Origin of the sequence: Arthrobacter sp. AG1021 (assembly GCF_003633665.1) — a bacterium.
GTDB lineage: Bacteria > Actinomycetota > Actinomycetes > Actinomycetales > Micrococcaceae > Glutamicibacter > Glutamicibacter soli.
The window spans coordinates 781,842-795,061 of the sequence record NZ_RBLB01000006.1 but is presented as its reverse complement, the minus strand read 5'-3'; the positions used below and the strand labels follow the sequence as shown (position 1 = coordinate 795,061).

General features: G+C 63.6%; 11 protein-coding genes and 3 tRNA genes. 1 reads left to right on the top strand and 13 read right to left on the bottom strand.

All coding sequences use genetic code 11. The features are described 5' to 3' along the window. Nucleotides 1–66 precede the first annotated feature (66 nt). Genes DFO58_RS03940 through DFO58_RS03925 form a run of 4 tightly spaced genes read right to left on the bottom strand, consistent with a single transcriptional unit; the run spans nucleotide 67 to nucleotide 2,813 of the window. Nucleotides 67–801, bottom strand: coding sequence for a CbiX/SirB N-terminal domain-containing protein (locus DFO58_RS03940; RefSeq protein WP_120989319.1), 735 nt, complete (start codon nucleotides 799–801; stop codon nucleotides 67–69). A gap of 29 nt (nucleotides 802–830) precedes the next feature. Continuing rightward, entirely contained in the window at nucleotides 831–1,598 is a 768-nt protein-coding gene (locus DFO58_RS03935; RefSeq protein WP_047119299.1) for an SDR family oxidoreductase, read from the bottom strand. 56 nt (nucleotides 1,599–1,654) lie between these two features. Continuing rightward, nucleotides 1,655–2,245 carry a gamma-glutamylcyclotransferase family protein gene (locus DFO58_RS03930; RefSeq protein WP_113606365.1) on the bottom strand — a complete coding sequence of 197 codons (591 nt, stop codon included), beginning with the start codon at nucleotides 2,243–2,245 and terminating at the stop codon, nucleotides 1,655–1,657. Nucleotides 2,246–2,303: 58 nt separating this feature from the next. Continuing rightward, nucleotides 2,304–2,813, bottom strand: coding sequence for an isoprenylcysteine carboxylmethyltransferase family protein (locus DFO58_RS03925; RefSeq protein WP_120989318.1), 510 nt, complete (start codon nucleotides 2,811–2,813; stop codon nucleotides 2,304–2,306). 143 nt (nucleotides 2,814–2,956) lie between these two features. Between DFO58_RS03925 and valS the strand changes: the two genes are divergently transcribed. Continuing rightward, a complete protein-coding gene (gene valS, locus DFO58_RS03920) occupies nucleotides 2,957–5,575 on the top strand; it encodes a valine--tRNA ligase (RefSeq protein ID WP_120989317.1) in 2,619 nt (872 codons plus the stop codon). Nucleotides 5,576–5,645: 70 nt separating this feature from the next. Here valS and DFO58_RS03915 read toward each other — a convergent pair whose 3' ends face one another. The 9 genes from DFO58_RS03915 to DFO58_RS03875 form a co-directional block, all read right to left on the bottom strand. Next, nucleotides 5,646–6,611 (bottom strand): hypothetical protein, encoded by a 966-nt coding sequence (locus tag DFO58_RS03915; RefSeq protein WP_120989316.1) that lies wholly within the window; start codon nucleotides 6,609–6,611, stop codon nucleotides 5,646–5,648. A 164-nt stretch (nucleotides 6,612–6,775) separates the two neighbouring features. Next, nucleotides 6,776–7,384 (bottom strand): DsbA family protein, encoded by a 609-nt coding sequence (locus tag DFO58_RS03910; protein ID WP_120989315.1) that lies wholly within the window; start codon nucleotides 7,382–7,384, stop codon nucleotides 6,776–6,778. A gap of 59 nt (nucleotides 7,385–7,443) precedes the next feature. Continuing rightward, nucleotides 7,444–8,736 (bottom strand): ATP-dependent Clp protease ATP-binding subunit ClpX, encoded by a 1,293-nt coding sequence (clpX, locus tag DFO58_RS03905; protein ID WP_047119305.1) that lies wholly within the window; start codon nucleotides 8,734–8,736, stop codon nucleotides 7,444–7,446. Between the two features lie 166 nt (nucleotides 8,737–8,902). Next, nucleotides 8,903–9,562, bottom strand: a complete 660-nt coding sequence (locus tag DFO58_RS03900) for an ATP-dependent Clp protease proteolytic subunit (protein WP_047119306.1) — start codon at nucleotides 9,560–9,562, stop codon at nucleotides 8,903–8,905. Nucleotides 9,563–9,612: 50 nt separating this feature from the next. Beyond that, the gene (locus DFO58_RS03895) at nucleotides 9,613–10,206 is read right to left on the bottom strand and encodes an ATP-dependent Clp protease proteolytic subunit (RefSeq protein ID WP_047120760.1); all 594 of its coding nucleotides are present in this window, start codon (nucleotides 10,204–10,206) and stop codon (nucleotides 9,613–9,615) included. A 254-nt stretch (nucleotides 10,207–10,460) separates the two neighbouring features. Beyond that, nucleotides 10,461–11,804: a trigger factor gene (gene tig / locus DFO58_RS03890; RefSeq protein ID WP_120989314.1), complete on the bottom strand. Its 1,344-nt coding sequence runs from the start codon at nucleotides 11,802–11,804 to the stop codon at nucleotides 10,461–10,463. 86 nt (nucleotides 11,805–11,890) lie between these two features. Continuing rightward, nucleotides 11,891–11,965 (bottom strand) — tRNA-Pro (locus DFO58_RS03885). Nucleotides 11,966–12,123: 158 nt separating this feature from the next. Further along, nucleotides 12,124–12,198: transfer RNA gene (locus DFO58_RS03880), tRNA-Pro, on the bottom strand. A 901-nt stretch (nucleotides 12,199–13,099) separates the two neighbouring features. Continuing rightward, a tRNA-Gly gene (locus tag DFO58_RS03875) sits at nucleotides 13,100–13,173 on the bottom strand. Between the last annotated feature and the right edge of the window lie 47 nt (nucleotides 13,174–13,220).

Sequence of the window (13,220 nt, the reverse complement as noted above, 5' to 3'; positions counted from 1 at the left end):
TGATCCAGCGTAGAAAACCGCCCCCGGGCGCTGGCAACCGCCGGATGTCACATGAACACGCGAGGCCTAGAGAGGTCGAACTTCGTCATGCGGCGTCATGAAACCGGCGGTTTCAAGCGCAGATTTCAGTCGCACGAGGAAACATTCTGCGATCGTTACGTCCGGCAACAGCGGCCTTGTCACCACCGCGGCTCCCGTGCTAGCCAGCTTGTCCTGGAAGTAGCCGTCGGCCAGCAGGACGCTGAGCAGCAGCACCGGGCGGGTGCCCGCCTCGGCGACAGCCTGCAGGACGTTCGGCTGCGCCCCGGCGCAGTAGGCCACCTGGACTTCGCGCTCCAGCAGGTTCCCGAGCTGCCCGGCGAGCTCGACGACCTGCCGCTGGCCGACTTCCAGCCGGGTCCCGGCCGCGGCCAGGATCACCTGCGGGTTGTCATCCAGGTGACCCTGGGCGCGCTGTGCGAGCACCCGGGCGAGCTGCGGCAGCGGGCCCAGCGGCTTAGCGGCGACGGTGTGCTCCCGGGAGGCGACGGCCTGGGCGACATCCTGCGTGGTGTGCACGCCGTCGGCCACCAGCAGCGGCAGCACCACGGCAGGCTCGCCGGTGGGCAGGCCATCGAGGACCTCGGGCAGGGAAGGGCGCTGCACGTCCACATAGGCCTCGTGCCAGCGCAGCTCGGGCAGCCAGCCGGCGGCCAGCCCTTCGAGCTGGCCGCGCAGGTGGTTGATCAGCCGCTGGCCGTCGGGGTTGTCGGTTCCGTGGGAGGCGGCCACCACGTGGATGACCTCGGGAGTGCTGCTCATGGTGGCTCCTTGCCAGAAACGGCGGGCTGCTAGTTGCCCGTGCGGATCAGCTTGTGGTTGGCGGCCTGGGCCTGCGGACGGATGACGATCTGGTCCAGGTTCACGTGGGCCGGGGCGCTGACCGCGTAGCGGATCACCTCGGCCACGTCGTCGGCGGTGAGCGGCTGTTCGACCCCTGCATAGACGTTGTCCGCCGCCTGCTGGTTGCCCAGCCGGCGCAGCGAGAATTCCTCGGTCTGCACCAGGCCGGGAAGCACCTCGATGACGCGGATGCCGTGCTCTACCTCCTCCAGACGCAGGGCCTGGGTCATGGCGCTCTGCGCGGCCTTGGCCGCGTTGTAGCCGCTGCCGCCTTCATAGCTGGCCAGGGCTGCGGTGGAGGTCAGGTTCAGGACGGTGCCGTGCACCTTGCGCAGCGAGGGCAGCAGGGCGCGGGTCAGCCGCATGGTTCCCATGACATTTGACTGCAGCATGAACTCCCAGTCCTCGTCCACCGCGTCGGCCCAGTAGTCGGTGCCGCGGGCGCCGCCGGCCACGTTGATTAGGGTGTCAGCTCCCCCGTGCTCGGCCACGGCCAGAGCCAGCGAGTCGACGTCGGTCTGGTTGCTGACGTCTGCGGGAATGGCGATGGCGCCGGTTTCCTGGGCGAGCGCTTCCAGGCGTTCCGCGCGGCGGGCCACGGCGAAGACTGTCCATCCCTGCGCACGCAGTGCGCGGACGGTGGCCTGCCCGATGCCGGAGGATGCCCCGGTGACGACGGCCGAACGGTTGGACGAGGTGTTTTCCCAAATAGTCATGGGTTTAGTTTAGAACTTCGCGCCGAACCCGAGGTAAGCCGTGAATTTTTCTTTCCTCAGCCGGCCAGCGGCCGGGCGGCGAGTTCCTGGGCAGGATCGGCGAAACGGTAGCCGCCCTGGTACTCGTTGACCGTTGCGGGTTTCGTCATGGCATGGAACTGGGCCAGGAAGTCCTCCCCGCGGCTGAGCACGGCTGTTTCGACCAGGGATCGGTAGCTGTAGGGACGGTAGCTGGCCACCTGCGGGGTGTCCCGGCGGAATTCGTGGCGGCCCTGGAAGGCGAGGACCTTGGCACCGGGTGCCAGGGCCGGCTGGATCCGGGCGCCGACCTCGACGGCGTCGTATTGCGCCTCGCGGCGGCTGAGCATCTCCAGTTCCCCTTCGGTGACCGGGATCAGCACGCCGTTGACTGTCGCATCGGGCTGCGGGCTGATGTCCAGGAATTGGCCGTTGCAGGCGTGGCCGTCGTCGAAGACGATGGGCACCCTGATTTCCCAGTCGCGCGCGAAGCCATGCAGCAGTGCCAGCGGCATGTGCTGCTGCTGGATCTCGCGCCGGAGCGTGCGTGAAACCGAAGCGGATGAGACAAGCGATCCGTAGCCGAAGATGAACAGTTCGTGCCCAGACAGGCCGGTGAAAGGTGCCATACCCACATCATATGATCCGCGGACACCCGAATCACGCGGCTTGCGGCCGGTACGGGATTCAGCCGGCGATGCGCAACCGGTCGCGGCTGGCCAGCCAGATGAGGGTGGAAGGCAGCTGGATCCAGCGCGGGACGCGGTTCGTGTAGTCCGCATAGGCCTGGCCGAAGGTGGCCTGCAGCGCTTCCTCCTCGGCGGGGATCTGCAAGCGGTCCAGCCAGAGGGCGACGCCGACGGCAGGAAGCAGTGCGCGGAACGAACCGCGCCACAGCGCATGGGCTGTCACCGCGCCCACCATGCCCAGATACATCGGGTTGCGGCTGATGGAATTCGCGCCGGAGACGACCAGCGTGCTGCTCTTCTCGGGATGCAGGGGGTTGATGGAGGTCTTGGCGGCGCCGAACCCGAGATCCGCCCACACCGAAATGCCAGCGCTGGCGGCCAGCAGCACCCCGGCGGCCGTGGTGGACACCGGGCCGCCACGGCGTCGACCGGCCAACCGGCGCTGGGCCGCGAGGGCGGCGGCAACAACGACCGGCGGCGGAATCACGGGGGCGCGATGCTCGCTCATGGAACCGATGGTACGCCGTGCGCGCGGCGCTGCCTATGGGCATGCAGGCAAGCTTGTCGGTTCCCGCCCCTCGCCCGTCCGACGTGGGGCAAACCATGGACACGGATGAGCGCGGCCCGGATAAAACGTGAAAGAATGAAGCCATGGCAGAAGAAAACTTGGGCACAGACACGCCCGCAACGGTTTCCGTTCCTGACAAGCCGGCTTTGGAAGGCTTGGAAGAACGTCTCTCGTCCCGGTGGCGCACCGAGGGCACCTATCACTTCAACGAGGACACGACCCGCGAGGCCGTCTACTCCATCGACACTCCCCCGCCAACCGCGTCCGGTTCACTGCACGTAGGACACATGTTCTCCTACACGCAGACCGACGTGCTGGCCCGCTACCAGCGCATGAACGGCAAGAACGTTTTCTACCCGATGGGTTGGGACGACAACGGCTTGCCGACCGAGCGCCGCGTGCAGAACTACTTCGGCGTCCGCTGCGACCCGACCAAGCCGTACATCGAGGGCTACCGCCCGCCGGAGAAGCCGGCCAAGAACCAGCGCGACTGGGATGTCATCGGCCGCAAGAACTTCATCGAGATCTGCGAAGAGCTGGCCGTCGAGGACGAGAAGGTCTTCGAGCAGCTGTTCACCGCCCTGGGCCTGTCCGTTGACTGGCGCATGACCTACCGCACCATCGATGACAACTCGCGTGCGGTGTCGCAGCGCGGCTTCCTGGAGAACCTGGCCAAGGGCGACGCCTACATGGCCGAGGCCCCGACCCTGTGGGACGTCACCTTCCGCACCGCAGTGGCCCAGGCCGAGCTCGAGGACCGCGAGATGCCCGGCGCCTACTACCGCTACGGGTTCACCACCGAGTCCGGCGAGCAGGTCTTCATCGAGACCACCCGCCCCGAGCTGCTGGCGGCCTGCGCCGGCCTGGTCGCGCACCCTGATGACGAGCGCTACCAGCACCTGTTCGGCAAGACCGTCACCTCTCCGCTGTTCGGCGTTCCGGTCATCGTCTACCCGCACCCGCTGGCCCAGGCCGACAAGGGTTCGGGCATCGCGATGGTCTGCACCTTCGGCGACTTGACCGACGTGACCTGGTGGCGCGAGCTGCAGCTGCCGACCCGCCCGATCATCGGCCGCGACGGCCGCATCCTGGCCGACACCCCGGAATGGATCACCTCCGAGGCAGGCAAGGAAACCTACGCCAAGATCGCCGGCAAGACCTCGTTCTCCGCCAAGGAGGCCATGGTCGAGCTGCTGACCGAGGCGGGCCTGCTGGACGGCGAGCCGAAGAAGATCTCCCGCCCGGTGAACTTCTTCGAAAAGGGCGACAAGCCCCTGGAAATCGTCACCTCGCGCCAGTGGTACATCCGCAACGGCGGCCGCGACGAGGACCGCCGCGCCCGCATGATCGAGCGCGGCCAGCAGATCGACTTCCACCCGTCCTTCATGCGCTCGCGCTACGAGAACTGGGTTTCCGGCCTGAACGGCGACTGGCTGGTCTCCCGCCAGCGCTTCTTCGGCGTGCCGGTGCCGGTCTGGTACCCGGTCGACGAGCACGGCGAGCCGAACTACGACGCCCCGATCCTGCCCGAGGTCTCGCAGCTGCCGGTCGACCCGGCCGCCGACGCCCCGGCAGGCTACACCGAGGCGCAGCGCGGTCAGGCCAATGGCTTCATCGGCGACGCCGACGTGCTCGACACCTGGGCCACCAGCTCGCTGACCCCGCAGATTGTCGGCCGTTGGGGCCGCGACGACGAGTTCTTCTCGAAGGTCTACCCGTTCGACCTGCGCCCGCAGGGCCACGACATCATCCGCACCTGGCTGTTCTCCACCGCGGTCCGTGCCGATGCGCTGCACGGCGACATCCCGTGGAAGCACGCCGCGATCTCCGGCTGGATCCTGGATCCGGACCGCAAGAAGATGTCCAAGTCGAAGGGCAACGTGGTGGTCCCGAACGACGTGCTGGACAAGTTCGGCGCGGACGCCGTCCGCTACTGGGCCGCCAGCGCGAAGCTCGGCGCGGACACCGCGTATGAGATCAACCAGATGAAGATCGGCCGCCGCCTGGCCATCAAGATCCTGAACGCGTCGAAGTTCGTGCTGAACCTGGGCGCCACCGAGGCCAACGTGCTGACCGATGACGCCTCCGTGGTCATCAACGGCCTGGACCACTCGCTGCTGACCCGCCTGTCGACGGTGATCGGCGACGCCCAGCGTGCGTTCGAGAACTACGACTACGCCCGTGCCCTGGACATCACCGAGTCCTTCTTCTGGTCGTTCACCGACGACTACGTGGAACTGGTCAAGGACCGCGCCTACGGCGGACACGGCGAAGCGCAGCAGGCCAGCGTGCTGGCCACCTTGGCCACCACCTTGGATTCGGTGCTGCGTTTGTTCGCCCCGTTCCTGCCGTTCGCGACCGAAGAGGTCTGGGGCTGGTGGCGTGCCGGTTCGGTGCACCAGGCCCAGTGGCCGACCACCGGCCACCTGGCCGCGGCGATTGCCGATGCGGACGCAGAGGTGCTGCCGTTGGTGGGCACCGCCCTGTCAGGCATCCGCAAGGCCAAGTCGGACGCGAAGGTCAAGCAGCGCACCGAGGTGCTCTCCGGCGAGGTGCATGCTCCGGCTGCACAGATCGCTCAGCTGCGCGCAGGCTTCGAGGACCTGAAGTCCGCGGCCAACGCCCGCGAGCTGACCCTCGTGGAGGCCGACGGTGAACTGACCGTCGCCAACGTCGAGTTGGCGCCGGTCGAAGAAGCCTAGGCTCCGTAAGAATAAACGGCGGGCCGCCAGGAATTTTTCCCTGGCGGCCCGCCGTTTGTTTTGCCTGCTGTTACTGTCCGGCCAGGGTCCGGCTGACTTGCTCCCGCTGCGTCCCCTGCCGCCGGCGCAGGATCGTGGAGATCGGCCAGGAGGCCGCGCCCAGGATTCCCGCAACCACTGCAACTGTGGTCAGGGCGCCGGTCAGCGACCCGGTGGCCTGGTGGTAGATCAGGTCGGCGACCGCGGGGTCGAGATTCGAGAACAGGTGATCCCCCGTGTAGTCGGCAATCAGGGTCGCCATGGCCAGGGCGCTGACTCCGGTCACCAGCCCCAGGCCGATCAGCGCGCGGGTCACGTAGCGCGGATTCAGGATGACCGCGGCGATAAGCAAGCCCGCCGAAACGTAGACCAGCCAGGGCCCGTAGGTTTCGATGAGCGTATAGGCCCGTTGCACGGCCGGCAGCGCGTCGCTTTGGAAGATCTGCACATCCCACTCGAGATTCGTCGCCGCGCCGAGCCCCGGGATGCCCAGGTTCGTCAGCGAGGACACTACTTCGCCGAGCACGTCGCTGAGCTGGAAGGTCAGGGCGCCCGCGTCGTCAAGGGCCACGGAGGCGCTGTTGCCGGAGAGGATCGCCACGGTTTTCGCATGGCTTGCGCGCAGGGTGGATTCCCACAACGAGGCGAACTGATTGGATTGCACCAGGTTGTGCACGGCGCCGCCGACGATGCCGTCCACCTTTTCGGCGATCTGGCCGCTGGGCACCAGCTTCGAGATGAACCCGTCGCCGGTCAGCGAATCAATGCGTTCTTCAAGCTGCAGCTGGTTGGAAATCGCTTGGGAGATCTGTCCGGAGACATTCTCCTGCAGCTGCGGATTCTTGCCCAGCGGCGCCAGAGTCTGGGTGAAACCGTCGGTGTTGGTCACGTACTTGGTCGCCCACAAGCCGGCGATTGAGATCGGCGCGAGCACCAGGCCGATGATCAAGACTACGCCCGCGGCGACGGATCGCCAGCGGAAAATTGTTTCAGGCACGGTTTGTCCTTCCTGGAGCCGGCCAAAATCGGCCCTGACTACACCACCTTAGCAATCCTCTGTGTTTTCGCGTCGGGCATTGCCTGTGTGATCGGTATGGATCGGACGGGTTAAATGCTTCAGGGCCGTTCCGTAGCAGAACGTCCCTGAAGCAGCTGCATAAATTAGTCGAACACCGGGCTTTCGGTGCGCGAGCGCTTGAGTTCGAAGAAGTACGGGAAGGCGGCCAACTGGGCGGCCGCGTCGAACATCTTGCCGGCTTCTTCGCCCTTCGGAACCCGGGTGATGACAGGTCCGAAGAAGGCAACCCCGTCGACGGCGACGATCGGGGTTCCAACGTCCTGGCCGACCTTGCTGATGCCGACTTCATGGCTGGCGCGCAGCGCGTCGTCGTTCTGATCGGTGTGGGCTGCTGCAGCGAGCTCGGCCGGCAGGCCAGTCTGCTGCAGTGCCTTCGCAATGACTTCGTCGCGGTCGGTCAGGTTCTCGTAGTGGAAGAGCTCGCCCATGGCGGTGTAGAGCTGGTCCTTGACCTGGTCGCCGTGCTCCTGCGCGGCCTTCATGATGACCCGGACCGGGCCCCACGAGTCGTCCATCTTCGCGCGGTAGTCGGCAGGCAGGTCGCGTCCTTCGTTCAGCACCGAGAGACTCATGACATTCCAGAAAACCTCGATGTCGCGGACCTTTTCGACTTCCTTGATCCAGCGGCTCGTCGCCCAGGCGAACGGGCAGATTGGGTCAAACCAGAAATCGACATGCTGACGCGAAGCCATGAACTACCAACTTTCCTAGGGTGAACTGCCGGAACCCGGCAGGCTGATGATGGGCTGAACTATGCGGACTTCTTGTTGCGCTTGGCCACCACTGCGTGCGACAGCAGGGTTGGTTCGGCGCCGTCCATGACGGTTTCGCGGGTCACAACGACCTCGGCGACGTCCTCGCGGCTCGGCAGGTCGAACATGATCCCGGCCAGGGTTTCTTCCAGGATGGCGCGCAGGCCGCGCGCTCCGGTCTCGCGTTCGATGGCCAGTTCCGCGATGGCGTCGAGTGCCGGCTGTTCGAAGCTCAGCTGCACCCCGTCCATCTGGAACATCTTCTGGTACTGCTTGACCAGTGCGTTCTTCGGCTCGGTCAGCACGCGCACCAGCGCATCGCGGTCGAGGTGCTCGACGGTGGTGATGACCGGCAGGCGGCCGATAAACTCCGGAATCAGGCCGAATTTCAGCAGGTCTTCCGGCCGCACGTCGGAGTACGAGGCCACCTCGGACTTCAGCGCGGTCAACGGGGCGCCGAAGCCGATGCCCTTGCGACCTGCTCGCGAGGAGATGATCTCTTCCAGGCCCGCGAAGGCGCCGGCGACGATGAACAGGATGTTGGTGGTGTCCAGCTGCAGGAAATCCTGGTGCGGATGCTTGCGCCCGCCCTGCGGCGGTACCGCTGCGACCGTGCCTTCGAGGATCTTCAGCAGGGCCTGCTGCACGCCCTCGCCCGAGACGTCGCGGGTAATCGACGGGTTCTCGCTCTTGCGGGAGATCTTGTCGATTTCGTCGATGTAGATGATGCCGGTTTCGGCCTTCTTGACGTCGTAGTCCGCGGCCTGGATGAGCTTGAGCAGGATGTTCTCGACGTCTTCGCCCACATATCCGGCCTCGGTCAGGCTGGTGGCGTCGGCGACGGCGAACGGCACGTTAAGCTTCTTGGCCAGCGACTGGGCGAGGTAGGTCTTGCCGCAACCGGTAGGGCCGATGAGCATGATGTTGGACTTCGAGACCTCGACGTCGCCCAGCGGGTCGTCGTTGGTCAGGGCGGCTACCGGAGCAGGCTCCTGGTTGCCATGGATCCGCTTGTAGTGGTTGTATACGGCGACGGAGAGGGCGCGCTTGGCATTCTCCTGGCCGATCACGTATTCCTGCAGCGAATCGAAGATCTCACGCGGCTTGGGCAGGGAGAATTCCTCATTGACTTGCTCTTCGGCAAATTCTTCGGCAATGATCTCATTGCACAACTCAATGCACTCGGTGCAGATGTAGACGCCGTGCCCGGCAATCAGCTTCTTAACCTGCTTTTGACTCTTTCCGCAGAAAGAGCACTTCAACAGGTCCGAGCCCTCGCTCATACGTCCCATCGCACCATTCTCCCATTTGCCTTCAGTAGCTTTGGACTTACTTAATTCTAGGCTAGGTAGTCCCCGAAATAGCTGAACAAGGCGGCTTACCTGTCATGAGTCATTTTCGAGTGAAAGCCACATTTCAGGTAAACCGCCAGTATTCAACAATTATTCCCGGCTCGGACTAGTGCCCCAGCATCGCGCGGTTGATCTTGCGCGGGGTCAGGACCTCGTCCACGATGCCGTAGGCCTTCGCTTCTTCTGCCGTCATGAACAGGTCGCGCTCCACATCGTCGCGGACCTTCTCCACGGTCTGGCCCGAGTGCGATGCGATGGTGGTCTCCAGCCAGGAGCGCATGCGCATGACTTCTTCGGCCTGGATCTGCAGGTCGGTGGCGGTGCCACGCTCCCCGCCGCCCATGGCAGGCTGGTGGATCAGCACGCGGGCGTTCGGCAGGGCCAGGCGCTTGCCAGGGGTGCCGGCGGCCAGCAGCACGGCCGCGGCCGAGGCGGCCTGGCCGAGGCAGACGGTCTGCACCTCTGGGCGGATGAACTGGATGGTGTCGTAGATCGCGGTCATCGCGGTGAACGAACCGCCCGGGGAGTTGATGTACAGGGTGACATCGCGCTCCGGGTCCATCGATTCCAGGACGAGCAGCTGGGCCATCACGTCATCCGCGGAGGCGTCGTCGACCTGGGCGCCGAGGAAGATGATGCGGTCTTCGAACAGCTTGGCGTACGGGTCCTGGCGCTTGAAGCCGTATGGGGTACGCTCTTCGAACTGCGGCAGGATGTAGCGGGCCGAAGGCATCTGGCCGCTGGTGGCTTCAGGATTGAAGTGCATGGTGTTCTCCTAGGACAAGTCTGTGTGATTCAAGCAAGTGGGTGCGGCGCTTAGGATTCGACTCCGCCGCCACCGGTGACGGAACCGGCGTGCTTGGCGATCTTGTCGAAGAAGCCGTAGGCCAGCCCGTCCTCGGCGGTGAACCATTTGTCGCGCTGGTTGTCGATGAGGATCTGCTCCACGGTCTGGCCGGTCTGCTCGGCGGTCAGCTCGCTCATGACCTTCTTCATGTGCATGATCAGCTCAGCCTGGATCTTGATGTCCGAGGCAGTGCCGCCGATGCCGCCCGATGGCTGGTGCATCAGGATGCGGGCGTTCGGGGTGGCGAAGCGCTTGCCCGGGGTGCCGGAGGACAGCAGGAACTGGCCCATGGAGGCCGCCAGGCCGGTGGCCACGGTCACCACGTCGTTCGGGATGTACTGCATGGTGTCGTAGATCGCCATGCCCGCGGTGATGGAGCCGCCTGGCGAGTTGATGTACAGGTAGATGTCCTTCTCAGGGTCCTCCGCCGAGAGCAGCAGCAGCTGCGAGCAGATGGCGTTCGCATTGTCGTCGCGGACCTCGGAGCCCAGCCAGATGATGCGCTCCTTGAGGAGGCGGTTGTAAATGTAATCCTCACGGCCTGCCGGGTCAACGGTGGCCATGGTGGGAGTGCGCGAATCATTTGACATGTTCTCTACCTCTTCCAAACGTGTAGATCAGATTCTGGGATCCAAAGTCCGAATCCCAAAGCTGCAACTGGTTTACTTGCAGATTACTTACTTCAAGTCCTCGATGGGGCGATTCATGCCCCTGTTTCGCTCACGGCGCATGCTGCACGCCTGAAGCGAACAAAAATGGCCGTCAACCAGCGTGTTTGCACATGCTGGCCGACGGCCATCAATGATTTGGGTGAAGACTACTTGGCTTCGGTTACCTCGGACTCGGCCTCAGCCTCTGCTGCTTCGTCCTCGCCAGCTGGTTTCACGAAGGAGCTCAGATCCACAGCTGCACCGTTCGAGTCGGTGACCGTTGCGTACTCCAGGACCTTTGCCAGTGCCTTGCGGCGGCGAACCTCGCCCAGCAGCATTGGAACCTGGCCTGCGCCGTCCAGCATCTGAGCGAACTGGTTCGGCTCCATGCCGTACTGGCCTGCGGTCTGCACGATGTAGTCGATCAGCTCGGACTGCTCCACGCCAACCTCTTCGGCGTTGGCAACTGCGTCCAGGATGATTTCGTTCTTGAAGGCACGCTCGGTGTTCTCGCGAACTTCCGCACGGTGCTCTTCGGTGTCGTGGTCGTCCTCGGCGTTCGGCTGGTCGAAGTGCTGCTCGATCTGCTCGTTGATAACCGACTCAGGCACCGGAACCTCAACCAGTTCCAGCAGCTTGTCCAGGACCAGCTCGCGGGCCTCAACGCCCTGCTCGACGATCTTGCCTTCGGCGGCGGACTTGCTCAGGTCCTCGCGCAACTCGGCGATGGTGTCGAACTCGGAAGCCAGCTGCGCGAAATCATCGTTGGCTTCTGGCAGTTCGCGCTGCTTCACAGCGGTCACGACAACCTTGACGGTGGCAGGCTTGCCGGCGTACTCGCCGCCAGCCAGCTCGGTCTCGAAGGTTGCGTCTTCGCCAGCGGACAGGCCGGTGATGGCCTCGTCCATGCCCTCAAGCATGTTGCCCGAGCCGATCTGGTAGGACAGGCCCTGAGCCGAGTCGACCTCTTCGCCCTCGACCGAAGCGGTCAGGTCGATGGTGACGAAGGAATCGGCAGCTGCTGGAGCCTCGACGTCCTTCAGGGTGCCGAAGCGGCCGCGCAGGTCGTCAAGAGCCTTCTCGATGTCCTCGTCGGAAACTTCCTTGGCCTCAACGGAAACCTCGATGCCCTTGTAGTCAGGCAGCTCGACAGTCGGGCGGATGTCAACTTCCAGGGTGAAGACCAGCTGGCCTTCGCCTTCCTTCTCGATCGAAGGCAGCTCGGTGATGTCGACCTCTGGGCGCGACAGCGGGGTGAGCTCGTTCTCGACCATGGCGGCCTGGTAGTACTCGTTCAGACCCTCGTTCACCGCGGTCTCGATGACGTAGCCCCGGCCAACGCGCTGATCGATCAGGCGGGAAGGAACCTTGCCCTTGCGGAAGCCTGGGATCTGGATCTGCTGAGCGATAGTCTTGTACGCCTCATCGACGCGGGGCTTCAGCTCTGCGTAAGGAACTTCAACGGTCAGCTTAACCCGGGTCGGGTTGACGTTTTCGACGGCGCTCTTCACAGCGTTGTACTCCTGAGTTGTAATAATTAGGTCTAATCTGCAAAAAACCCCGCAACATGGTGGCGTTGCGGGGTTGTTCGACAGAGTCGGGGTGACAGGATTCGAACCTGCGACCTCACGCTCCCAAAGCGCGCGCTCTAGCCAAGCTGAGCTACACCCCGATTAGCAGTGATCAGTCTAACCGACGTTTTCCTGTATCCACTAATCGTTTGTGATGCAGTTCGGGTCTATTTCACTAGCATCCGAAGATCACAAGATCTAAATAATATTTAGCTCTCAAGTTTCATGTACATTCAGACCGGAATCCTTAGTTCATGAGTCGGGGTGACAGGATTCGAACCTGCGACCTCACGCTCCCAAAGCGCGCGCTCTAGCCAAGCTGAGCTACACCCCGTTGAATTCTTGTGAAAATCGCTTCTCACTTGAACCAACTCTTTGTGAATTCAGGTTTGGATTTGTTTATCCGCGCCTGACCACAAGAAATAAAGATACACGGGTTCGGGGTAAATGCAAAATCAGGATCCCTCTCCCAGCACCGCCGGGAAACCGCGTGTTTCCGGGGATTTTCCGAGAATTACCTTCGATTTTGACGCATATTCCACCCCGACGTGAGTTGAGTAACAGGAGATTTATTATTCGCGAGCCCCGGGAGGGCGACACCATAAGCCGTAGCCATCGACGCATCAACGGGCGAAAAGGCGCGGAATTCTCGACGCTAAAACTTCCCGTCGGGGCGTAGGGGCTGGAAACAACGGGAACCAGCGCAGGAAAGTTGACCGGCACACCTCAGCGGCTGGGGCCGTTCCCGGCGCCAGCGGCTCCGCGAACATCGCGGCTTCCCGCATTCGCAAGCCTTCCCCCTTGAACCCAACAGGCGGCAGCCCAAGCGCCAGCCACCGCCGCGGACTCTCCCATGACGCCCTGCGGCCACTGGGTCCGCGTTCCGGTGCAGTTCACTGCCAGCGGACCAGGCAGCATGCATCTTGCAGTGCCGTACTTCTCGTGGCATGACATCGTGCTGCTCGCGGAATCGGATTTCTGGGCACGCGACCCTGGCATCATCATCGCCCTCGGCCAGATTTTGCGGGCGACGCAGGTTTTCTCGATGCCAGGCAAGATCGAAGTCCCCTTGCCGGTCAGGCCGAATCAATGCGCGTGGGTTCCAGCGCAGAAATCCGATGCCCTACCGCGAAAGTCCTGGGAAGGCAGATGGCCAGCGATTCGGATTCCAGCCAGGGCCAGCAACGGGCGACACTTACTGGATAAACGAAAACCCCGCCGGAGCGGGGTTCCTCTGGAGGGGATGACGAGAATCGAACTCGCGTCATTAGTTTGGAAGACTAAGGCTTTACCATTAAGCTACATCCCCATTTCGAAGCTACTTCGCTTCGAACAAGTTCTAGTCTAGACCATAAA